20 protein-coding genes and 1 pseudogene are annotated in these 22,951 nt (G+C 38.1%); 11 read left to right on the forward strand and 10 right to left on the reverse strand.

Annotation, left to right across the window (positions count from 1 at the left end; all coding sequences use genetic code 11):
• Positions 1–30: 30 nt before the first annotated feature.
• Genes ACSLUO_RS14080 through ACSLUO_RS14090 form a run of 3 tightly spaced genes read right to left on the reverse strand, consistent with a single transcriptional unit; the run spans position 31 to position 3,451 of the window.
• Positions 31–1,395: a sigma 54-interacting transcriptional regulator gene (locus tag ACSLUO_RS14080; RefSeq protein WP_448249392.1), complete on the reverse strand. Its 1,365-nt coding sequence runs from the start codon at positions 1,393–1,395 to the stop codon at positions 31–33.
• Between the two features lie 5 nt (positions 1,396–1,400).
• Positions 1,401–1,991, reverse strand: coding sequence for a hypothetical protein (locus ACSLUO_RS14085; RefSeq protein WP_448249393.1), 591 nt, complete (start codon positions 1,989–1,991; stop codon positions 1,401–1,403).
• Positions 1,988–3,451: a HAMP domain-containing sensor histidine kinase gene (locus ACSLUO_RS14090; RefSeq protein ID WP_448249394.1), complete on the reverse strand. Its 1,464-nt coding sequence runs from the start codon at positions 3,449–3,451 to the stop codon at positions 1,988–1,990. The genes ACSLUO_RS14085 and ACSLUO_RS14090 overlap by 4 nt, the downstream gene beginning before the upstream one ends.
• Positions 3,452–3,811: 360 nt before the next feature.
• Here ACSLUO_RS14090 and ACSLUO_RS14095 point away from each other — a divergent pair, with 360 nt between their 5' ends.
• The 4 genes from ACSLUO_RS14095 (at position 3,812) to ACSLUO_RS14110 (ending at position 10,013) form a co-directional block, all read left to right on the forward strand.
• The gene (locus ACSLUO_RS14095) at positions 3,812–4,159 is read left to right on the forward strand and encodes an EF-hand domain-containing protein (RefSeq protein ID WP_448249395.1); all 348 of its coding nucleotides are present in this window, start codon (positions 3,812–3,814) and stop codon (positions 4,157–4,159) included.
• Positions 4,160–4,263: 104 nt separating this feature from the next.
• Complete coding sequence (locus ACSLUO_RS14100; RefSeq protein WP_448249396.1) at positions 4,264–4,593, forward strand: hypothetical protein; 330 nt, start codon at positions 4,264–4,266, stop codon at positions 4,591–4,593.
• A 200-nt stretch (positions 4,594–4,793) separates the two neighbouring features.
• Positions 4,794–5,000, forward strand: a complete 207-nt coding sequence (locus tag ACSLUO_RS14105; protein ID WP_448249397.1) for an AbrB/MazE/SpoVT family DNA-binding domain-containing protein — start codon at positions 4,794–4,796, stop codon at positions 4,998–5,000.
• Between the two features lie 693 nt (positions 5,001–5,693).
• Positions 5,694–10,013 (forward strand): VCBS domain-containing protein, encoded by a 4,320-nt coding sequence (locus ACSLUO_RS14110; protein WP_448249398.1) that lies wholly within the window; start codon positions 5,694–5,696, stop codon positions 10,011–10,013.
• A gap of 605 nt (positions 10,014–10,618) precedes the next feature.
• Here the strand turns inward: ACSLUO_RS14110 and ACSLUO_RS14115 are convergent.
• Together ACSLUO_RS14115 and ACSLUO_RS14120 are read right to left on the reverse strand one after the other, a co-directional pair.
• Positions 10,619–11,248: a c-type cytochrome gene (locus ACSLUO_RS14115; RefSeq protein WP_448249505.1), complete on the reverse strand. Its 630-nt coding sequence runs from the start codon at positions 11,246–11,248 to the stop codon at positions 10,619–10,621.
• Positions 11,246–11,860 (reverse strand): annotated as a pseudogene (locus ACSLUO_RS14120) (c-type cytochrome); the annotation flags it as partial. The pseudogene ACSLUO_RS14120 and the gene ACSLUO_RS14115, both read right to left, overlap by 3 nt.
• Before the next feature lie 234 nt (positions 11,861–12,094).
• On the opposite strand from ACSLUO_RS14120, the gene yihA reads away from it, so the two are divergent.
• Positions 12,095–12,733: a ribosome biogenesis GTP-binding protein YihA/YsxC gene (gene yihA, locus ACSLUO_RS14125; protein ID WP_448249399.1), complete on the forward strand. Its 639-nt coding sequence runs from the start codon at positions 12,095–12,097 to the stop codon at positions 12,731–12,733.
• 120 nt (positions 12,734–12,853) lie between these two features.
• Here yihA and ACSLUO_RS14130 read toward each other — a convergent pair whose 3' ends face one another.
• Complete coding sequence (locus ACSLUO_RS14130) at positions 12,854–13,012, reverse strand: DUF3012 domain-containing protein (RefSeq protein ID WP_448249400.1); 159 nt, start codon at positions 13,010–13,012, stop codon at positions 12,854–12,856.
• Between the two features lie 163 nt (positions 13,013–13,175).
• Between ACSLUO_RS14130 and ACSLUO_RS14135 the strand changes: the two genes are divergently transcribed.
• Positions 13,176–13,343: a DUF2986 domain-containing protein gene (locus tag ACSLUO_RS14135; protein WP_448249402.1), complete on the forward strand. Its 168-nt coding sequence runs from the start codon at positions 13,176–13,178 to the stop codon at positions 13,341–13,343.
• Positions 13,344–13,352: 9 nt separating this feature from the next.
• Positions 13,353–13,829 carry an acyl-CoA thioesterase gene (locus ACSLUO_RS14140; RefSeq protein ID WP_448249404.1) on the forward strand — a complete coding sequence of 159 codons (477 nt, stop codon included), beginning with the start codon at positions 13,353–13,355 and terminating at the stop codon, positions 13,827–13,829.
• 104 nt (positions 13,830–13,933) lie between these two features.
• On the opposite strand, the gene ACSLUO_RS14145 is transcribed toward ACSLUO_RS14140, so the two are convergent.
• Positions 13,934–14,677, reverse strand: a complete 744-nt coding sequence (locus ACSLUO_RS14145; protein WP_448249405.1) for an SIMPL domain-containing protein — start codon at positions 14,675–14,677, stop codon at positions 13,934–13,936.
• A gap of 197 nt (positions 14,678–14,874) precedes the next feature.
• On the opposite strand from ACSLUO_RS14145, the gene ACSLUO_RS14150 reads away from it, so the two are divergent.
• Positions 14,875–15,630 carry a pseudouridine synthase gene (locus ACSLUO_RS14150; protein WP_448249506.1) on the forward strand — a complete coding sequence of 252 codons (756 nt, stop codon included), beginning with the start codon at positions 14,875–14,877 and terminating at the stop codon, positions 15,628–15,630.
• Between the two features lie 18 nt (positions 15,631–15,648).
• Here ACSLUO_RS14150 and ACSLUO_RS14155 read toward each other — a convergent pair whose 3' ends face one another.
• From ACSLUO_RS14155 to ACSLUO_RS14165, 3 genes are all read right to left on the reverse strand, one after another.
• A complete protein-coding gene (locus tag ACSLUO_RS14155) occupies positions 15,649–16,317 on the reverse strand; it encodes a response regulator (RefSeq protein ID WP_448249406.1) in 669 nt (222 codons plus the stop codon).
• An 18-nt stretch (positions 16,318–16,335) separates the two neighbouring features.
• Positions 16,336–17,880 (reverse strand): ATP-binding protein, encoded by a 1,545-nt coding sequence (locus ACSLUO_RS14160; RefSeq protein ID WP_448249407.1) that lies wholly within the window; start codon positions 17,878–17,880, stop codon positions 16,336–16,338.
• A gap of 207 nt (positions 17,881–18,087) precedes the next feature.
• Positions 18,088–19,014: an AEC family transporter gene (locus ACSLUO_RS14165; RefSeq protein WP_448249408.1), complete on the reverse strand. Its 927-nt coding sequence runs from the start codon at positions 19,012–19,014 to the stop codon at positions 18,088–18,090.
• Between the two features lie 229 nt (positions 19,015–19,243).
• On the opposite strand from ACSLUO_RS14165, the gene ACSLUO_RS14170 reads away from it, so the two are divergent.
• The 3 genes from ACSLUO_RS14170 to ACSLUO_RS14180 are packed head-to-tail and all read left to right on the forward strand — an operon-like array spanning position 19,244 to position 22,829.
• A complete protein-coding gene (locus ACSLUO_RS14170) occupies positions 19,244–19,516 on the forward strand; it encodes a hypothetical protein (protein WP_448249410.1) in 273 nt (90 codons plus the stop codon).
• Between the two features lie 32 nt (positions 19,517–19,548).
• Positions 19,549–21,855, forward strand: coding sequence for a YHYH protein (locus ACSLUO_RS14175; RefSeq protein ID WP_448249411.1), 2,307 nt, complete (start codon positions 19,549–19,551; stop codon positions 21,853–21,855).
• A gap of 50 nt (positions 21,856–21,905) precedes the next feature.
• Complete coding sequence (locus ACSLUO_RS14180) at positions 21,906–22,829, forward strand: SdiA-regulated/phytase-like domain-containing protein (protein ID WP_448249412.1); 924 nt, start codon at positions 21,906–21,908, stop codon at positions 22,827–22,829.
• Positions 22,830–22,951: the final 122 nt, after the last annotated feature.

Below are 22,951 nucleotides of genomic sequence, written 5' to 3' on the forward strand. Positions count from 1 at the left end.
AGAAAGCGCTTATTATTGAAATAATGAGCGCTATTCTCCTTCGCGAAAACCTTCCGCGGTTAAGTGGTGGCGTTTTAATAATTTGTAAAAATCGGTGCGATTACGTTGTGCAATTTTAGCTGCTTGCGAAACATTGCCATCGGTAAGTTTTAATAACTTAGCTAAATAATCACGTTCAAATTGATCGCGGGCTTCTTGAAAAGACGGCAGTTGTGATGACTTATCACGGAGTGCATTACCGACTAAGGTGCCACTAATTAATGGTTCTGTGGATAAAGCGACACTTTGCTCAACGACATTTTGTAATTGGCGAATATTGCCTGGCCACGGCGCACTGATTAATAATTCCATCGCTTCTTGTGAAAAGCCTTTAATGTCATCGCGGCCGGTTGCTATATTTTTGGCTAAAAAATGCTGTGCTAGTAACGGAATATCTTCTCGACGTTCAGTTAATGGTGGCAATACCAGTTCAACGACATTTAAACGGTAATAAAGATCTTCACGGAAAGTTTGTTCGGTGATCGCCTGCTGCAAGTTTTTATGGGTAGCTGAAATTACCCTAACATCAATTTTTATCGCTTGGGTACTGCCGACTGGACGAATTTCTTTTTCTTGTAAAACACGTAATAGTTTTACTTGGAAATTCATTGGCATATCGCCAATTTCATCTAAAAATAAGGTGCCACCAGCAGATGCTTGAAATAAACCAACGTGATTTTTTTCTGCGCCAGTAAAGGCACCTTTAACGTGGCCAAACAACTCAGATTCTAATAGCGATTCTGGAATAGCAGCACAGTTAATTGCCGTAAAAGGTTTATCAGCACGATTACTCGCTAAGTGAATGGCTTTGGCTAATAATTCTTTACCGGTACCACTTTGGCTATTAATTAATAAGCTAAAGTCACTTTTAGCCACTTGTTTAGTTTGCTGTAATAAAGCTTCCATAATGGCACTGCGAGAAATAATAGCAGAGCGCCAATGTTCGTCACTTTCGCTAGCGCCTTCATGTGCGGGTTGTAAACGTATAGCTTGTTGTACTGTTTCTAATAACTCTTTGCTTTCAAACGGCTTAGTTAAAAAGCTAAAAACCCCTTGTTTTGTGGCATTTATGGCATCGGGAATAGTGCCGTGGGCGGTCATGATAATTACAGGTAAGTTAGCATGTTGCTGACGAATTTTTTCAAACAGCGCCATACCGTCCATGCCGTCCATACGTAAGTCACTGATCACTAATTGTGGTTGAAAGCTGGTCAAAATACCAAGTGCCATTTTGCCACTATTAGCAGATTCTACTTGGTAGCCAGCGGCGGATAAACGAATACCTAATAAACGTAATAAACTTGGATCGTCATCAACAATAAGAATTTTTTCACCTGAAGTTTGAGCAGTTGTCATGTTACTTATCCACGGTTATTCAGCGATGTTTCAATTTTTTTGAGTTGTTCAATTTGTGCCTGCAGTAGCTGTACTTGCTCGGCTAACTCAGCAATGGTCGACGTTTGATTTTGCGATTTTTTATTATACTTATCAAAAACAAACAGTTGTTGATTTAATAAATCTTTTAGCAGTACTAAAAAGGCTTGATTATCTTGGCTAAAAGTAACCTTACTTTGTTTATCGGTAAACTTGTTTAATATTGCTTTGGCATTGTAGGGGTTATGAATGGGCGAATTAGGTAAACAGTATAATAACGCTAGTTTAATTTCATCAACGGTGCTGTTTGTTTGATTTTTAAGGCTATCAGCCTCTTGCTGTAATACGTTTACCGGCATCGATTTTATCGCTAAATAATACTGTTGGTAATTAAAGTTACCCGGTAATATTTCAACAGTTGCTGGTTTGTTGGTGACAGGACTGGGAATTAATTCACAACCGCTTAATAACAATAAAAACAGAGGAAATAGTAGTTTTTTTAAGTTCACTGTACTGAGCAATATTAACGGATTAAAAGGTTTCATTTGTTTACTCTGTTGTTGCTTTGTTAGTTTCATGATTGTGACCATGCTCTAGGCAAAATAATGGTCACTGTTGTGCCTGTTGGTGCTGAGATTTGGCTTTTTAGGCTGATCTCACCACCTAAGCGCATGATTAATTCTTTTACTATGGTTAAGCCTAAACCGCTGCCTTTAATATTGCTATCGGTTGGTGGCGTCCCTTGATAAAAGGCATCGAAAACTTTTTCTTGTTGCTCCACCGCAATACCACTACCTTGATCGCTAATGCTAAGGTGTAATTCATCGTTATTAATGTGCCCATCAATCCTGATAGTGCCAGCGTGTGGCGAATATTTAATGGCGTTTGATAACAGGTTGTCGAGTATTACGTTTAATTGTTTGGCGTTGGAATACAAGGCAATATCAGTGACATTTTGTTCAAATTGCAGCTTTTTTCGTTTAATGTCGAGTTTTCGAGTTGTGATGGCGTTATTAATTTCTAAAGCTAATGATAACTTTTCAGCATCTTGTAAGCTAGTTGAGTCGAGCACAACATTAAAGTCGAGCAAGTCTTCAATTAATTTTTGTAATCTAGAAACGCTGGCGCGGATGATTTCGCTAATTTCTTGTTGCTCATGATTTAATTCACCAACGCTGTGATCATAAAGCAACTCAGCGCCTTCTCTGATCGCTGCTAGCGGTGTTTTTAATTCGTGTGATATATGACGAATAAAACTCGATTTTTGTAATTCTAAGGCATGCAAACGTGTGCGCATTAACTCTAAAGCATCGGCTATTTCAGTAATTTCAATTGACCCTTGTACGGAAATTTTGTTGGTTAATTTGCCATGTTCTAGTTGGTGAATTTTGTGGGTTAACAACTTTAAGGGTTTGGTAATTAAACGAATAAAGACAATCGCTATGCAAATAACAATCGGAATAATCAGCAGGCTGCGTAATAAGGTGAAGCTGACTTGTTCTGCCGCAGAAGTAATTTTATTGGCATGTTGGTTAATTAACTCATTACTACGCATATTAATTTTTTCATGAATATTCGCTAATTGTACAAAGTGTTGTTGTAGTATCGTTAAAGAGGGTTTATCGCCATGATTATTTACCATTAAGGCCGCGATTTTTTCACTTTGTGCTAAAAATTCATAGCCTAAAATGGCTAATCTGGTTTGTTTATTTTTGTTGCCATTATTCTGAATATAAACGTTGAGGATGTTTGGCATTAGTTGGTTTTGCTCTCGATACTGCAATAACAGTTCTTCATCATTTAACACTAAATACTGACTGGCAAAGCGTTCCATTTTTATTCGTGTGGCATTGAGTTCTCTATTGGTTTTGATTAATTGTGCTACGTCAAAAATAGCTTCACTACCTTGAGTTGATAGGTGGTTTATTTTTACAGCGCTATACAATAAAGAAAACACTAAAGGTAGGGCAACTAGGGTAAAGCCAAGCACGGTTAATTGTTTTATTGATAAGCTTTTCAGCCAAGTTTGGTTCAGCACCGTGGTTTATTTCCTATTGGTAATAGCGTTAGAGGTTATTAATGAAGCTCGAGATTAAAAGGAGGGCTCTTTTGTATGTTATTTAGGGTGAGATAGCAAGCTTGTCTCTAAATTGCGACACCGTTGTTTTTATTTGAATTTTAATTTAATTGATTGATAAATAAGTTAATTATAGTCATCAGTTAGTACTTTTAGTTAAAAAAATTTTAAAAAATAATAACCTGTCTGCATTTAGCAACAGTATTTCTGATTATTATTCTCTGATTTCTACTTTAATTCTTATATTTCAATTAGTTAACACTCTGGCATCAATGGTGCTATATCTCGGTGGCATACCCAACTTTTTAAAAGGAATATAACATGAAAAAAATGAGTTTAATGAACGTAACTTTATTAGTAACAGCAACGTTATTTGGTTCAGCTTTTGTCTTCGCAGAAGATATTGTTGCGGAAAAACAAGCTGAGGTAGCAGAAGTAAATACTGACGAAAAGAAAGATAAAATGGCTGAGCAATTAATGACATTAACTGAAACTAAAGTTGTACCAGTAGCTTTTGCGGCCTTTGATAAAGATAAAAATGGTTCGATTAGTAAAGAAGAAATTAATGCAGGTAGTGATGAAAAATTAAAACTAGCCTTTAATCGAATTGATATTAATCAAGACGGTCTACTTAGCGAAGAAGAGTTTAAAGCCGCTATTTCAAAGTAAATCTGTAATTCTCTCAATTGTTTTTCATAGTTAAACTTCACTGAAGCTTTAATTATGAGCCGACTATGCGCCAGCATGGTCGGTTTTTTCTAAGGTGTAAAATAATGACTCAAATGAATAATCGCTATATCAAAATTGATGGCTGGATTTTTGAAATTAAAGCCGTTCGCGCTATTCGAACAGATAGCTATGGTGAGCCTTATAATGCGATTGCTAATTTTAATTTACAAAATGATACCGCATTCATTGACGGCTTAATGACTAGGACAGAAGATGATTTTAGCCGTTCAGATCATAACACTTTTGAAAAATTCTTTGCTCAAATAGGCATTAAAAAAGTTACCTTCGAGCGTTTTTGTAATCAACAGTTTCAAAGTTATTCTCGCGATGTTAGTGATGCTGCAGTACAGCCCCCATTAAAATTAGTAAAATAAAGCTGAGTTCGTGACAGTATCTTGTTAACTCATTTTAGATAAACGATAGTTCATGAGAAATATCGACAGTGACATTAGTCGCTGCAAGGTTAAACCAACTTCGCCTTGAAACATTTAAGCAGTGAACTATAGTTTAATTAATAAGCAGATTATCACCTTGTATAAACCGCTAACATAACATTAGCTAAGTGAGTTACCTTATGATTGAACTCAAAATACAAACCATAGGTACAGGAGTTGGCGTTGAATTACCGGCTGAGGTGTTAGCGCAGTTACAAGCTCAAGCAGGCGAAAGTATTTTTTTAGAAAACATGTTTGATGGTAGTTATCGTTTGGCTAAGCATGATGAGCAATATGTGGAAAAAATGATGCTAATCGATGGTCAAATGCACGAAGAAGATGCTTGAAGATAGTTATTTCTTTTAGCTCTATATCATATTATTAACAATTTATGTTGCTGCTGTGAACTTTGATTAGCTTGTCACTGCAAGGGCAATTCTATCGATTGTCAAATATACAAATATAACGTGCAAGCAATTATTAATTGTTGTAGTGGGCGTTATATGGCACAGACAAGGCCCTTTAAAGTTAGTGGTGATAACATTTCCATCACTATAAATATCGATTATCTACTTTTGTGCTTCGTATAAATCGTAACTAATAACATCGTTATGGTTTTGTATTGCTGTTCACCCCTTTCCTCACCTAGTGCTTTAAAAGCCGTTACTGGCATTTAGGGATAATTGCTTACTTCTTAGTATTATCTTTACCTCATTTACTGATATAGCCGAAGATCAAATTAACTTTACTTTTATTGGTAATACCAAAAAACCATTTATAGAATTATTTAATATAAGTGGATTTGTTTAAAATATAAGCATGAGTGTTTTAAATATATTTTACATGAATAAAAGTCTTTTATTTACAGTTATTTGAAGGGCTTTGTTTTTTTGTGAATGTAAAGTTTGCACTTTTGTTATTACCAATATATTGCTTGTTTTACTTTTTTGGTTTGTTATTTTTAGTTGTTATATTTTTAATAAAATAACTTTTTGGTTAACCAATTTGTTATTTGTAATCAATAACAGGGAATAATAATAATGACTAAAAACCTAATAACACTGGCAATAATTGCTAGTTTAACTGCTTGTGGCGGCTCTGGTGGTTCAGAGGCAGAAGCAAACATTGTTGCTACTTTTTCGGGGGATATTAGCGGTAGTGTTACTGAGGATGTTGATGCCAATGCTACTGGCACAATTGCTGTCACCGATCCTGATAGTGGTGAAGCTAATTTCCAAGTAAAAACAGATGTTGCGGTAAGTTATGGTAACTTTTCAATTACCGCTGATGGCGCTTGGACTTATGTACTTGATCATTCTAATGCGATGGTACAAGCAATACCGGCTAATGGTAGTTTAACAGAAACAGTAGCAGTGCAATCTGTAGATGGCACAACTCAAATGATTACTGTGACCATAAACGGCGCTGATGATACCCCCGTAGTTGGTACAGGTGATGGCGTTGATGTTGGTGTGATTGATGCGACAAGTAGTGCGCCAATCACAGGTACGTTAACTATTTCAGGGGGCGATGAGGGTGAAAATGCCTTTGTTGAGCAAACAGCAACTGCGGGTAATTATGGTACTTTTTCAATTACCGCAAGCGGTGATTGGAGTTATGAATTATTCACTACGTCGGCGCCAGCATCAACAGCTAGTGTTATTATCACAGGTGGAAACGCTACTTTACAGCAACAAACCGAAGTTTTTCCGGTACAAGCGCTTGATGGCTCAAGCCATAGTGTTACCATCACAATTTCTGGCGATATTTCAGGCAATAATCCTACGGTTTCTGAATGTACAGGGACATCAAGTTTAAGTATTACTTCTGCATCCGATGACGGTACTTATGATGATGTTAGTGAACCGGCCTTTGCTATTGATGGTAAAACAGATTCAGATAAAGCGTCGCGTTGGTCTTCAGATGCTAGTAATACTGATAAATACATTACTTTTGAACTTGCTGAACTATCAAAAATTAAAAAGCTTGAGCTGTTTTGGTTAAAAGCCGATCAGCGCACAACTTATTATGATATTGAAACGTCGGTTGATAACACAACGTGGGTACCGGTTTTAACTAATGGTGAATCGACACTTGCAGTAGATAGTTCTTACTCTTATGAGACGGTCGATCTTACTGAATCTGAGGGTCAATATGTGCGCTTAACCAGCTCAGGGAATTCAGCCAGTGGCTGGGTTAGCTTAGTTGAGGCGAAAGTTTTAGGCTGTAAAGCAGGCGATACTGGCACAGATCCTGTTGCTGCGGTTATTTCTGGTGACATTACGGGTACCGTGACCGAAGATGCTACCCTAACGGCAACAGGTAATTTAACTGTGGTTGATCCAGATGCTGGAGAAGCAGCATTTGTTGCAAAAACTGCTGAAGCGGGTAGTTATGGTTCCTTAGCAATAGATACTGCCGGTGCTTGGACATACACACTCAGTAATGATGCTCAAGCGGTTCAAGCATTAGATGCTGGTGACACTTTAACTGATAGTATTAACGTTGTATCTGTTGATGGTACAGCACAAACAATCACTATTACCATTAATGGTGCCGATGATGCTAGCAGTGGTGGCGGTAGTGGTAATGCTAATGCAGTGATCACTGGTGATGTAGCTAAAACAACCACCAATACCTTTGATGATGATTTTGAAGGTACGGTATACATTAATGATGCTGACGGTGATGCTGAGGAAGTTACTGTTGTGCAAACAGATACAGCGACTACTTATGGCACTTTTTCTATCAACGCCGATGGTGAATGGGTTTATGAGTTAGATACTTCGCATAGTGCTGTTGCCGCTTTAGCGTCAGCGAGTGAAACATTAACCGATACTATGGTTATTGAAACGGCTGATGGCACTACGCAAAATATTGTGATTACCATTACCGGTGTTGATCCGGTTGTTATTGATCCAACCCCAGTTTCAGGTGCGGACACTGTACCAACTGTAAATTGTACACAAACGGTTAATTCAATTTCGGCGCTAGAGGATGCGGCTGATGATTTGGTTGCCGGTGATACCTTATGTTTAGCTGATGGTACATATACTGGTGATTTTGAATTACGTGTTGAGGGCATAGGTACCGAAGCGCAACCGATCACAGTAGCAGCGGAAAACCCTGGCAGCGCTATTATTCAAAATGGTGAAATGTCGATTAACATTGGCGGCGAATATATTGTTATTCAAGGTTTTGTCTTACGCGATGGTGAATCTGGTAGCTCAATCATCAAGTTCGAAAAAGAAACCGAGTGTAGCTATTGTCGTATCACTGAAGTATCAATTATTGATATGGATAATGGTGATTTTGGTAGTTCTAACTGGATTGATTATTATGGTCATCATAACCGTATTGATCACAGCTGGTTTTCTGGTAAAGAATCGCGTGGCGTAATGTTAAAGCTAGGTCGTTGGACTTCTGGTGGTGCTTACCCTGCTGATTATGCACAAATTGACCATAACTACTTTGGTGATCGCGCACCGGCCTGGGGTCGAGGATATGCAGGTAGCAGTGATAATGAATATGAAGGTATTCGTTTAGGCTTAAGTACAACCCACCAAGACCCTTCTTATTCAATTGTTGAAAATAACTACTTTGAACGTATTCAAGGTGAAGCAGAAATTATTTCTAATAAGTCTGCTAATAATATTATTCGCAACAATACCATACGTGACAGTAATGGTTCGATCGTAACTCGTCATGGTGACGCGGCAACCATTAGTAACAACTTTATTTTTGGTGATGATAATCCGTTTTCTGGTGGTATTCGCTTGGTTGATGGTGAACATATTGTCACCAATAACTATGTTGAAGGTGCACGCTTCCTTAGTTCAAACTGGAATGGTGGTATTGTCTTAACTGCCGGTGATGGCTCAGGTGATGGTGAAAATGGCTACCAAAACGTTGAAAATGTCTTAGTAGCAAACAATACCATTGTTGATAGTGTTAACAGTATTAACGTTTATGGTGGTAACGAAGATGAAGCACCTGAGAACGTATACTTTGTTAATAACATAGTTGCCGATGCTATTGGTCCGGTAATTCGTACTAACGGCGAAGATATGCCAGCAAATTCAGTTTTTGATGGGAACTATGTCTTTGGTGAAGAATTATCTGATAATGAAGATAGCTACACCGGTTTCACTTTTGTTGATGCCATGTTAGAAAAAGGCAGTGATGGTTTATATCGTCCAAGTAATAGCAGCCCAACTTTAACCGCTGCTGTCGTTGATACTGGAGGCTTTGATTTACCAAGTATTGATATGGATGGTCAAACCCGTTCAGCGACAACGTTATCTGGTGCCGATGAAAGTTTAGCTAGTGCGACGACTTTAGCACCATTAACCTCGGCTGATGTGGGTCCTAAAAGCTATCGTCCAACACCAGGTAAGGTTTATGTTGAAAAGGTGACGATTGCCAATCATGACTTTGACAGTGGTGATCTAACTGGTTGGACAGATAATACCGGTACGGGTGCGGCAATTACGACCGGCGATGATGTTTTCTCACGTGGTAACAGCTTAGTGCTAGATAGTAATACTGCTGATGTTTCACAAACCGTGACAGTAGTTGCTAATACTAATTATACTTTATCAGCGTTTATGAAAGGAGCTGCTAAGTTGTCGGTTACCGTTGATGGTCAAACTTATGCCGCTGAAAGAACGTCTGATAGCTATGGTTTTAGTTCTGTTACCTTTAACTCTGGTGCAGGAACTAGTGCGGTAATTACTGCCTCAGTTGATGACTTAGTGACAAATAAAGCGCCAATTATTAACCCTAACTTTGACGATGGTGATGATGATTGGACTTCTGTTGAAGGTACGGGTATTGGCCAAGTGCAAGAGTCAAGTAACTCTGCCGGTGGTGCTGATGGTTCGATTAAGTTTAAATGGAATGATGGTGCTGATACCGGCACACCTCATAACCCATATATAGCACAAACCATAGTAGTTGAAGCAAACACTGATTACACCATGTCAATTTATAACTTATATAAAAGTGATGATGGCGCTTCGTCAATCGTTTTTGGTGCTTCAAGTGATGCCGATATTACGGCAACAGCTAGCTGGGTAAGCAGTAAAGAATCTATCTATAACGACCTTAAAAATGGTGGTGCTACTAAAGGTGATGATAGCTTTTATAAAGATACCTTAACCTTTAATACGGGTGCTAATACATCGTTAACTGTATTTGCTCAATTTAAAACGACAACCGGAGCTGAAATTCGTGTTGATCAATTTGAATTAAGTTATCAGGGGGCGCCTGCGGATGGTACCGAAGCATTTTTTGATAACATTCGTTTGGTTTCACATCCATTATCGGAAGCAGAATCAATTGCTGCTGAAGATGATTAATTGGCTGTAGCGATATAGTTAAATCATTCCGCTTTAACTATAGCAATAATAAAATGCCGCTCAGGTAAATTGAGCGGCATTTTTGTTTATATATCTTTCTTAACTAACCTGATGAGATGGGATAAAAAATAGTTAATGCTATGAAATATTTTAAATTTTTATGTGTTGTTTTATCTTGATGCATTTTCTTATTACAAAGTAAGCTTGAACCTTGATAGCGAGTTTCGGCTGTGGCTCAAACGTCGCTCTACCTTCCTTATTCTTAGGCCGTATTACAATCAAATTTAACGAAATAAATAGGAAACAGCGATTAGAAAACCGGTTGTAGTCTCGAGCTCAGGGGGAACTAAAAAAGCTATATTTATGTAGAATTTACGTAGAATAACTACGCCTCAATCGTTCTGTCTTGTAAAAAACTAACAGCAAAGATTAACACGCTCTAACTAGCAGGAATTATTGGTTGCAATAGGTCTTTTGATTATTGCTCAATGGACAATAACTTAATGGCATTGTTATTAATTGGTCGGGGCAATGAGATCTGATTACTCAGATACAAAAAAGCCCTGAAAACAGGGCTTTAATAAATTTATAAGTCTAAATGAAACTTATAATGAAGACATAAACTCAGCTAATGCTTGAATTTCATCATCAGATAATTTACCTGCAATATTTTGCATCATGCCGTTTAAATCGTTACTACGATCTTTCTGACGGAATTTAGTCAATTGACCTTTTAAGTAATCAACATTTTGCTTGGCAACCGTAGGGAAACCAGCTTGCCCCATACCATTACCATCAGCGCTATGACAACCGACACAAGCGGTAATACCACGTGTTAAGTCACCACTAAAGTATAACTTTTTACCTAAGTCGTTAGCTTTAACTGTGCTAGCAGAAACTTGTTGAGAAGCAAAATAAGCGGCTAAGTTTTGAATATCGTCAGCTGATAATGTTGCTACCATGCCACCCATCACTGGATCCGCACGACCTTCTTTACCTTGGCTATCAACCGCTTTTTTAAAGTCAGTTAATTGCTTAACAAGATATTTTTCATGCTGGCCAGCAAGTTTTGGATACATAGGTACCATGGCATTACCATCGGCACCATGACAAGCGGTACATGTAGCAGCTTTTAATTTACCTGCGGCTATATCACCTGAGAATGATTTTGCGGCTGCTGGTTTTTTAGCAACTACATTAGCAACGGCTTTTGGATCTTTAAAATAAGCACCAATGTCAGCAATGTCATTGTCAGTTAAGTTACCAGCAACTTGGTTCATTGAAGCATTGTTACGCGTATGTTCTTTGAAGTTCTTTAATTGCTTTTCAATATATTCAGGATGCTGAGCGGCTAAATTAGGGTTGATTTCAACATTGCTGGCGCCTTCTTTACCATGACAAGCAACACAAGCAGTAATGCCGCGAGAGTCATCACCATGTTCGTATAAGCTTTTGCCTTTAGCCGGATCTGCTTGATAAGTAGGAGCGCTTGCCGCCGCTGTTGGTGCTGAACCTGAACTGTCACTACTTGCTGATTCACCAGTACGGCTTAAACCAGAAAAGTAAGCGGCTACGTCCGCCATATCTTGCTCAGATAAACCTGCCGCCATTGGGGCCATCATGGCATCAGCGCGACTACCACTTTTAAATGCTTTTAATTGTTTAACAATATAATCGGCGTGTTGACCCGCTAAGTTAGGGTACATACCTGTTGTACCGATACCATTTGAGCCGTGACATGCGCCACACATAGCTGCTTTTGTTTGCCCTGCTTGTGCATCGCCGGCTGCCTGTGCATTGCTCAGCATACCTAGACCTAACACTAGAGAAAAGATTACTTTTTTCATTGATTACTCTCTGCCATTAAAGAAAAGGTTAAGCAGTTGCTTAACCTCGTAATTATTAATTATGCCAAGTTGATAATAAATTTAGTCAAATTAGCATTATCTATAGCGTTATTTTACACGAATAAATGCATTCTGTAATAACCACACAAAAAAAACTGTTAAAAATAAGCAGTTTTTCCTGTTTTGCCGAAAAAAAGGTATAATCCCTCAACGTTTTTTTGTGAGATCACTTTTTTGTCTACTCCATCGATTAATTTACACCAAGCTCATTTTACTACGAGTGCACCAGATATTAGAAAATTACCAGAAGATACAGGTATTGAAGTAGCCTTTGCTGGTCGTTCAAATGCAGGTAAATCAAGTGCTTTAAATACGTTAACCAATCAAAAAAGTTTAGCGCGCACGAGTAAAACACCCGGTCGTACGCAATTGTTGAATGTGTTTGAAATTGAAGACGGCAAACGCTTAATTGATTTACCGGGTTATGGTTTTGCCAAAGTGCCAATGGAAATGAAGAAAAAATGGCAAAAAGCGTTAGGCGAATATTTAGAAATTAGAGAGAGTCTAAAAGGTATTGTTATCTTGATGGATATCCGCCATCCATTAAAAGACTTAGATAGAGACTTAATTGAGTGGGCGGTTGGTAGCGACTTACCGGCTTTAGTGTTATTAACTAAATCAGATAAGTTATCTCAAGGCAAAGCTAGCACCGAAGTATTAAAAGTGAAAAAAGAATTAGCAACCCTCAATGGTGATATTACCGTACAAGCTTTTTCATCACTGAAAAAAACGGGTGTAGTACAAGCGACGCAAAAAATTGCTGAATGGTTTGCCACGGATGATGCTGAAGAGATTTATCAGGCACAAGAATGATATTGAAACTATAAATCGACATCATGTGAATATGATGTCGATTTATAATAGGTTAGGGTCTGTTTATCTTTATGTTATAAACGAAGTTTAACCTGCTTGAATAAAACGACGATTGTTTTATTAAAAAATACAGTGTTTGGTAAAATCTTTCGCTTCAGTTGCGGTCCAGTCGCCTTTCGGTTTTTCTTTTAGCGCTTCACACCATTCTTTACTGCCAATTTCTGGCGAACATGCAGATAAATATAATACTGAAATTACAGCTAACAGTTTTTTAGTCATGGGTTATTCCTTTAGTTGATAACATTTTGTGTGTTGAATATTGATAGTTTTACCATGTTTTAAGGAAAAGTTTATCAAATTACTTAGCGCCTGTTGAACTTTGTTTATAATTATGACAATAAAAGTTACAATAACAGCCTATTTAGCCTAATTTATTTGTTCTATGAATCGTAAAAAGAAAATTAATTCCATCTTAAAAAGTAGGGCAAAAAAAGCCAACGCTAAATTACAAAATAGTAATAAGCCCAAATACATTTCAAAAGCTGAACGCGCAAAGTTAGCTGAGCAAGAGCAAGCGATTGTTAACGACGTACCTGAGAGTACAGATTAAGGAATTTTAATGAGTAAACCACAAAGAGATATTACCCTGCGTTTTTTGGCTGAGCCACAAGATGTTAACTTTGGCGGCAAAGTACACGGCGGCGCTGTAATGAAATGGATCGATTTAGCTGCGTATGCATGCGCCGCGGGTTGGAGTGGTAAATATTGTGTAACAGCGTACGCTGGTGGTATTCGTTTTGTTCAACCTATCCATGTAGGTAGCCTAGTTGAAGTAGCTGCTAAGGTAATTTATACCGGCAACTCATCAATGCATATTGCGTTAGAAGTAAATGCTTGTGATCCTAAGTCATTAAATCGTCGTAAAACGACTCATTGTATTGTCATCATGGTAGCGGTTGATGCTAATGGCCAAACTGTTAGCATTCCACAATGGGAACCAGAAACAGAAGAAGACATTAAACAGCATGATACCGCTAAAAAATTAATGGATATGCGTAAAAAAATCGGCGAAGAAATGCAGATATTTGTTGAATAACCTTAGCTTATAACGCTACGTATGGTGTCCATTGAAAGAGAGGTTACGTATCCTCTCTTTCTCTTTTCTAAATACTTCCTTAATTAACAACCTTTCTAACCTGTTTATTTTTCTGATGCTGAATGTTGGAAATTCACCTGAGAATGCAACATAAAACTAACCGATACTTGCATGGTAATAGTTAATTGTCCGGTTTCTAAACTTGATGAATTATCGGCCATTTCAGTACTAAACTTGGCACTTGCTAACATAGGTGGGTGAGCACCATTATTCGTGCCCATTTCCGCAATAGTGATTGGTTCACCAAGGCTTGAGTTTAACTCAGCGGCCATTGCGCTGGCTTTTTGTTTGGCGTTTTGCAAAGCGGCTAATCGGGTTGAAGCTTGTAATTGCTCTTTTTTAGACGAATCATAGGTAACTGATGAAATAGAAACTTCGGGAATTGCCGATAATTTCATCCACAGGCTTTGATATTGGTCAGTATTTAATAGGCTAAATGAAATTTGGGTGTTAGCAAAATAACCATCATGAACACGATTGTTTTGCTGGTATTTAGTTCTTTCACCAAAGGTCATATTAGTGGTTTGTAAGCTTTGCTCATTAATGGCAAATTGTTTGATTAAATTGAGAGCGTTGCCGACAATATTTTGATGCTGTTTAGCGACATCGTTAAGTTGCACTCCTTGATTATTCACTTGAATTGACCAATTAATTAAGTCGGGTGTGACTTTAGTTGTAGCGTTACCGATAACATGAATTTGTGGAATTTGTTGCTGATCGGCAAAGCTAATATTGCTAACAAATAATAGTGTTAGTAACCAAGCATACCAAGGTGTTAATTTTTTCATAACAGATATCATCCTAATATTTAACCTGAGCTCAGGTCGTTTACTTAACTTAAGCCTAACTCAATATACTAAAAAGTTAATTGATAAAGTGTGATTAAATGTAAATGCTGGTGTCATTGGTTATGATAATTTCAATTGTTAAGCAAAGCATGGATAATAGCGGCTTCAATTTTTTTACTGAGTATTTATATTTTCTTATGACCATTAGCCATCAACGTTTAGACAAGTTTATTAGTAAACATACGGACTATAATCGTAAAGCGGTAAAATTATTGGTGGCGCAAAAGCGCATTAAAATTGATGGTGAGTTAGCGCAGAATGTTGATCAGGTGGTACATAAATTTTCACAGATTGTGTTAGATGAGCAAAGCCTACAAAATAATCAACCAGTGTACTTGATGTTACATAAACCGGTTGGTGTGGTGAGTTCGACCAAAGGAGGGAATGTTAACGAACGCTTACGGAAAAAAGATCCCACCCAAATAGAAGAATACCCAACGGTTATTGACTTGCTGACTCGCTCTGATCGTGACCAGTTACATTATGCTGGTCGTTTAGACTTAAATACTTCGGGTTTGATGTTGTTAACGAATGACAGCCGATGGTCGAAAAAACTTTCATTACCAGAACATCAGGTTGAAAAGCGTTATCAAGTGACCTTAGCAAATAAATTGAATGACGATTATATTGCGGCTTTTGCTGAAGGAATGTATTTCAGCACGGAAGATATAATCACTAAACCGGCCAAGTTAACGATAATCTCGGATTATCAAGCCGAGGTTATATTAACGGAAGGTAAGTACCATCAGGTAAAACGAATGTTTGGTCGCTTTCAAAATCCGGTGGTGGCATTACATCGTTCAGCTATAGGTCAACTGACATTAGATAATAATTTAAAGGCGGGAGATTATCGTGAGTTGACCGCTGAAGAAGTTGCAACAATCCATCTATAATCATCTGACTAGTTAACACTATAAAACAAACTTATAACCGACACTGTACACTGACTGGATCAATTCTGTATCAGGTAAGTCGTTATGTAACTTTTTACGTAATTTTTTTATATGGCTATCAACGGTGCGTTCACTGACTACGCGGTGATCATGATAAATGTGAGCAATAAGCTGGCTCCGTGAGAAAATTCTGCCCGGCTCTTTGGTTAATACTTTGAGAATATTAAATTCAATGGCGGTTAACGATACGGTTTTATTGTTGTAAGTGAGCTGGTAAGTGGCTTCATTTAATAAAAAATGGGTCTTGCTTGCTAATAATTGTTCCGGCTGGCTGCGTCGTAAAACGGTTTTTATTCGGGCGATGACCTCGCGTGGGGAAAATGGTTTGCAAATATAGTCGTCAGCTCCAAGTTCCAGCCCTAAAAGCCGATCAATTTCTTCTACTTTTGCTGTTATGATGATGATAGGAACATTTGAAAAGGCACGAATTTCTTTGCAGATAGTTAAGCCATCTTTACCTGGCAACATCAGATCTAATAAGATTAAATCAGGCAGGTTTTGTTTAACTTGCTCAACAACTTCACTACCATTGTGGATCAGCCAAGGGCTAAAATCAGCTTGTACTAAATAATCTTTTAGCAGCTCAGCAAGCTTAACTTCGTCTTCTACTACTAATATTTTTTTCATCACTTTCCTTGTTAGGTTTTATATTTTAGGAAGTATTATTTTGAGCCCTAAACCACCCAAAGGGCTAGCATAAGTTGAAATACTCCCTTGATGAGCGGTGACAATTTTTTTACATAAGGCTAAGCCTAAACCTGAGCCGCCCGTTTGGCGATTACGTGAACTTTCAACCCTAAAGAGATGGTCAAATAATTTATCCATTGCATCATCCGGTACACACGGAGATGAATCTTCAAAAGTGAGTATCACATTCTTTTTCTCTTTTGTTACGGCGATCGCGATTGTGCCAGGGCTATCAGTATACTTTAGACTATTGGTTAATATGTTATCAAACAGTTGATGCAACCGCGTGCTATCAGTCCAAACTAAGATTTTTTCGTGCGAAAATTGGCTTGATAATGTTAAACCTTGTGCAGCGATGGCTTGTTCATGGCGCTGTAGGTTAAGTTGCAGCAATGCAATAATGTTATGTTGCTCTTTTTGATAACTTAGTGCGCCAATGTCAGCATTACTTAGTTGATTTAAATCAGCAATTAATTTTTGTAAGTGATTAATTTCATCGGCGAGCGACTGAAGGCTATCAGGTGTGACAGGCCTAATACCATCTTGCAAAGCTTCAATTTCACCTTTCACAATGGCTAAAGGTGTTCTAAGTTCATGTGAAATATCGGCCAACCAAGCTTTTCGTGAAATTTCGTTTTGGCTTAAGGTTTGTGCAAGGTCATTAAAGTTTCGAGCAAGGGTCGCAAGCTCATCTTTTCCATGTGGTAATAATTGAACATTAAAGTTGCCATTATTTAATTGATGCGTAGCTTTGGCTAATGTTTGAATGTTTTTTACTAAATAACGAGACAGTAACACGCTCACTAAAAAGGTAATGCTAAATACGGCGAATAAAATAATTAACCAAGTTTTTTGCTGGCTTTGTGAAAATGCTAAATCAAAAGAACTGGTTAAACTTTGTGCCGGCGGTAAGGCTAAATAACCGATAACCCCTTGCGGGCCGTTAATTGCTAATAAGGTAAACTCCGCTTTATGGCGGCCAATAATCGGTTTTTTGTTGGTATTTAATAAAGAAGGTGTTCTTTTAGGATCAAATAATGGATTTTCGAGTCGTCTGGTTGCCAAAGTGTGCTTTTCTGGTAGCCGCTCCCTAGGTGGACGTTTTCTTTCGTGGATGTTGTTGGTTTTATTTTCACTTAAACGATGCCTATTTATCGGAGGACTGTCTTGATGAAAGCGGGGCGTTTTTGCTGCTTTTTTTCGACCTTGTATGTTGTTTTTTATTTGGTTGATCGCTTCTTTATCAAGTGCTTGCCCTAACATTGAGGCTTTTAAGGTTTCATGCCACCAGTACGGTTTTTGTTGCAATTGTTCAAGATCACCAATTTCTTGTTGTACTTGGATTAAATTATCCGCTAATAAGGTTAATCCACGTATTTCCCGCTGGTTGATATAATTCAGCATGCCTTCGTCAAAGCTCCATCGTAATAACGTGTAGAGGCTTGCGAATAATATTGTCGTCATAATAACTAAGGTTATTAATAGTTTCGTAAATATTTTCATGGTCGAATAAGTTACTCGCTTCAGCTAAACAAGGCTGTAAAGACAACGGCTATTATTGGTTTATACCTACTTTTACAGTAAAAGTCTTATTGCTAACTAAGCTTTCATATTATTTGCATATTTATATTTTGGACTCGGAATAAAAAATTAGCTAATAATATGAAATATCATGAGTTTAGATTATTTAGCTAGCCTAGGTTTTTACCATTAAATTAGTGCTAAGCTGTTGAGAAGTATTAAGCCTAAGGTCACCGTAAATGGGCAAAGTAGGGTTGATAAGGTGATTATTTCGGCGGCCAATTGGCCGTGTTTGGTCATTTGTTTGCTCATTACATAAGCGGCCGCTGCTGTTGGTGTTGCCATCATTAAAAATAACACTCCTAAAGCATCCCCTCTTAAGCCAAATAATATCGCAATACCAACAGTACTTATCGGTAAAATTACCAGTTTGAAGGCTGTCGCTATTAAGCTTTCTTTATGGTTTGCTTTTAAACTTTGCCATTCAAGGCTAGCACCGATACAAACCAAGGCTAACGGTAGCGTTAATTGTGCTAAATAACCTAAAGAAATAGTAAAAATTTTGGGTAATGGTATCGCTAAATTTGAAAATAATAAGCCAAGTAATATAGCAATAATTAACGGATTTTTGGCTAATTGTTTAAAGATGCCTTGGCGTGTTTTACTTAATAATAAAACCGATAAAACATTATAAGTGATAGTTAATGCAGCCAGATAAATTGCCGCAAGCGCTAAAATATTTTCACCAAAGGCGTTAATACATAAAGCTAAGCCAATGATGCCCATATTGCCGCGAAAGGCACACTGGGTAAAAACGCCTCGTTTCGATTGTTCAACAAATAAGGGTGATAACCACCATACTAAGACGACACTGGCGATGGTAGCAATAACGGCAAAACTTATCAGCGCAACATCAATTGCTTGTTCAGCGGAGCGGCTAGCGACACTTAAAAATAATAAACAAGGCAGAGATACTTTAAAAATTAATTTATTGCCAGTTTCGACAAATTGGGCGTTGATGATATTTATTCGTTTAAAAAACACACCGGCTAATAAAATAAGTAATAAAGGAGCCGAAACATAAAGTGCCGATTGAAGATGCTGTAATAACGCCAAGATAACCACCAATTTTTCAACAAAAAGCGATTATACCGTGCCTGCTTAACTCAGTCACTTGTCACGAGTGCCGTTGTTTTTTTAGTTTTTAGAAAGTTGCTGGCGAACATACGTTTTGGTTAAATATTGGCAAGTTATTCGTTGGTTAGTTCCATAAAGTTTGCATATTTCCTGCACATTTAGTTGTTAAGCTGTGAGGTATATTGTCACTGTATTGAGAGTTTGCATCATGAAGAATAAAAACAACGTTTATCGTCTGTTAATACTTAGCGTACTAATGTCGACACCCGTGTTAGCGGAAAAGTTACATCAACATAAGCCACCGAAAGAAGCATTTGTCGCTTGCGAAAATAAAGCCGAGGGGGACTTAGTTTCTTTTATCAGCCCTAAAGGTGACACCATTGAGGCGAGCTGTAAATTAATGAAAGCGGTTCTTATTGCGGTACCAGCTAAAGCAAAAAAACATCAGCATGACCATGAACATGACCATAGTCATAAATAGGTCATGTATCGACAGAATTTATTAGGTGATTTATGAGAAAAACATATTTAAGTAGTACGGTTTTATTGTCGCTTACCATTGTCGCTTGCGGTGGCTCAGGGAGTAGTGCGACCAATAATTCAGGTGTTGACAACGGCGCAGGCGATGGCACCATTGTTACGCCAACGCCAACGCCAACGCCAACGCCAACGCCAACGCCAACGCCAACGCCAACGCCAACGCCAACGCCAACGCCAACGCCAACGCCAACGCCAACGCCAACGCCAACGCCAACGCCAGAAAGTCAGCCAAACATTTTATTAATTATTTCAGACGATCAAGGTTTAGATGCTTCAGCACAATATAGTGTTAGTAACGATTTACCCAATACACCAACGCTGAACTCGTTAGCACAAACCGGTATCGTTTTTGATAATGCTTGGGCGACACCCGCCTGTACTACCACTCGAGGTACTATTATTACCGGTAAATATGGCATTAACAGTGGTGTTAATTATGTGCCAGCAACTTTATCGGCTGATCATGAAATATTACAGCAATATTTGGCTAATAATACTGAGACAGCCAGTTATCAATCGGCCGTTTTTGGTAAATGGCATTTAGGTGGCGGTAATCCGGATGTTAGCCATCCTAATACGGTTGGAGTTGATTATTATGCGGGCAACTTAAGTAATATTGATGATTATTATGATTGGCAGCTAACGGTAAATGGTCAAACACAAAATACAACCACTTATCACACCACTAAAATTACCGATCTGGCGATTGACTGGCTAGCCGAGCAGGAAAACCCTTGGTTTGCTTGGGTGGCTTATTCTGCACCACATTCGCCATTTCATTTACCGCCAGAAAGTTTACATGACCGAGATTTAACCGGTACTGCCAGTGATATTACTAATAATAAGCGCGACTACTATTTAGCGGCGATTGAAGCAATGGACAATGAAATTGCGCGCCTGTTAAATTCATTAGATGATACTACCCGTGCTAATACCATTGTGCTTTATCTTGGTGATAATGGTACACCTAAAGCGGTTATTGATGGTTATATCAACAGCCACTCTAAAGGCAGCTTATATCAAGGTGGTGTTGCCGTACCGCTAATCGTTTCAGGTAAAGGAGTTAGTCGCCAAAATGTCCGAGAAACCGCATTAGTTACGGCTACTGATATCTACGCCACTATAGCGGAATTAGCGGGCATTGATGATAGCGCTATTTATGACAGCCACAGTTTTGCAGATTTATTGTCTGACGATCAAAGTAGTCATTCAAGTTATAACTATACTGAATTTGAATCCATTAATGTCACGGGCTGGGCGGTACGCTCTGCGACTCACAAACTGATTGAGTTTTCTGATGGTAGCCAAGAGTTGTATGATCTATCGGGTGATTTTTTGGAAGCTGATAACCTATTACCAACCAATGACAGTACCTTGTCATCGACCGTTAATACTTTATCAGCCTTCGCCAATACTATTACCGGTCAATCGACACAATCACCAGTTGATATTACCAATGCCATTTTAAGTAACAATAGCGGCAATTGTGCCGATTATGTTGAAAGCTATACATCTACCGTTAATGACGTTCACAACAGCAAAGTTTTTATGGGCGATTTAGTTATCACTGTGGTTGGTGATAAATGTGTTTTTTCGACTAACGTGATCCCAAACCATGACTTTAACGATGGTGGTGATGCTTTTCCTAATGATGTGAGCGCACAAGATGTTCAGTTTGAAGTGACGGTTTCACCAACTAAAGCTAGCACTACAACAGCGTTAAGTTTACGGGTAGATAACGCCATTTTATTAAATGGTGTCAAAGTCGACCTATTAGCAGCTGGTTGTTACGGTATTGGTAATGGCAAGGTAGGTTGTAATGATGACAGCCAAGCTTGGCGTTATGATCCTATGTACTTACAAAATGGTTTTAGAGTTGATAGCCATAATGCCCATGCCCAACCGGATGGTACTTATCATTATCACGGTACGCCAAAAGCTTTATTTGATGATAGTGGTACCGTTGCTTCTCCGGTGATTGGTTTTGCGGCGGATGGCTTTCCTATTTTTGGTTCATTTATCGACGATAATGGCACCATTCGCAAAGTACAATCGAGTTATCAATTAAAATCAGGAGCAAGACCAACCTCTGCCTCCGATCCGGGTGGGACTTATAATGGTGAATATCGTGACGACTACGAATATGTTGAAGGGGTAGGTGACTTAGACGAATGTAATGGAATGACAGTAAACGGTGTTTATGGTTATTACGTCACTGAAACTTATCCTTATGTTTTAGCTTGTTACCGTGGCACACCGGATAGTAGTTTTAATAAATAATAGTTAAGGTATACTCGCGGCTTTAATTTTATGAATTATTGCCGCGGGTTATGTTAGATAAAAAGGTCTTTTTTTCGTTATTATTTTTGCTGTTTTTGATTATCTCTTGTGCGATAGGTCCACAAATATGGAAATTACAGCAAAAAAAAATCTTCACTATTGATGCCAAGCTAACTGAAATTTCTGGTATTGAATACGACAAAAAAAATCGATTATGGGGCATTAATGATGGGGGTAACGGTGCTTTTATTCATCAAATTTCAAAAAGTGGTGCAGTTACTCGTTCAATTGAAATCACTAATGCCAAAAACCTTGATTGGGAAGATATGACCCAAGACGACTTTGGGCATTTTTTTATTGGTGATTTTGGTAATAATGACAACGACCGAAAATGGCTAACTATTTATAAAATTGAAAACCCTATCGATATAAAAACAGATAAAACCAGCGCAGAAATCATCAAGTTTACTAATCCTGATGTAATTGACTCAAACAGTACTGATAATCAGCATTATGACCTAGAAGCCTTTGTTTATTTTAATAATAAGTTGTATTTGTTTTCTAAAAATCGTTCAAGACCTTTTAATGGTAAAACCATGCTCTATCGCATTGGAGATCATGCCGCTAATTATCAGGCGGAATATGTCGACTCATTTACTACCTGTACCTCACTCAAAGAACTTTGTTGGATCACATCAGCAGCATTAAGCCCGGATAGAACTAAGTTAGTACTACTTGATTCAGAGCGGTTATGGTTGTTTGAAAATTGGCATGCCGATGACTTTTTCTCTGGTGCGGCTTATCAAATTGATCTTGGTATTGTCACTCAAAAAGAGTCGGTAACCTTTGCTGACAACAACACCATTATTTTTACCGATGAAGAATTTTTTGGCATGGGCAGAAACGCTTACAGCATTAAATTAGATCAAGTAAAAAAAATACCTGTGCGCAACATTAATCTCCTTGCTGACTAGAGCCTGTGACCTGAGTTATTTGGTTATGCCAAATAAAGCTGCAACAACGGGGTGATCATGACAATAACACTTATCAACCATTTAATAATTGATAGGGGGCAGGGCTCGCCTAATTATAATAA

The sequence above is a fragment of the Thalassotalea agariperforans genome, assembly GCF_053470345.1.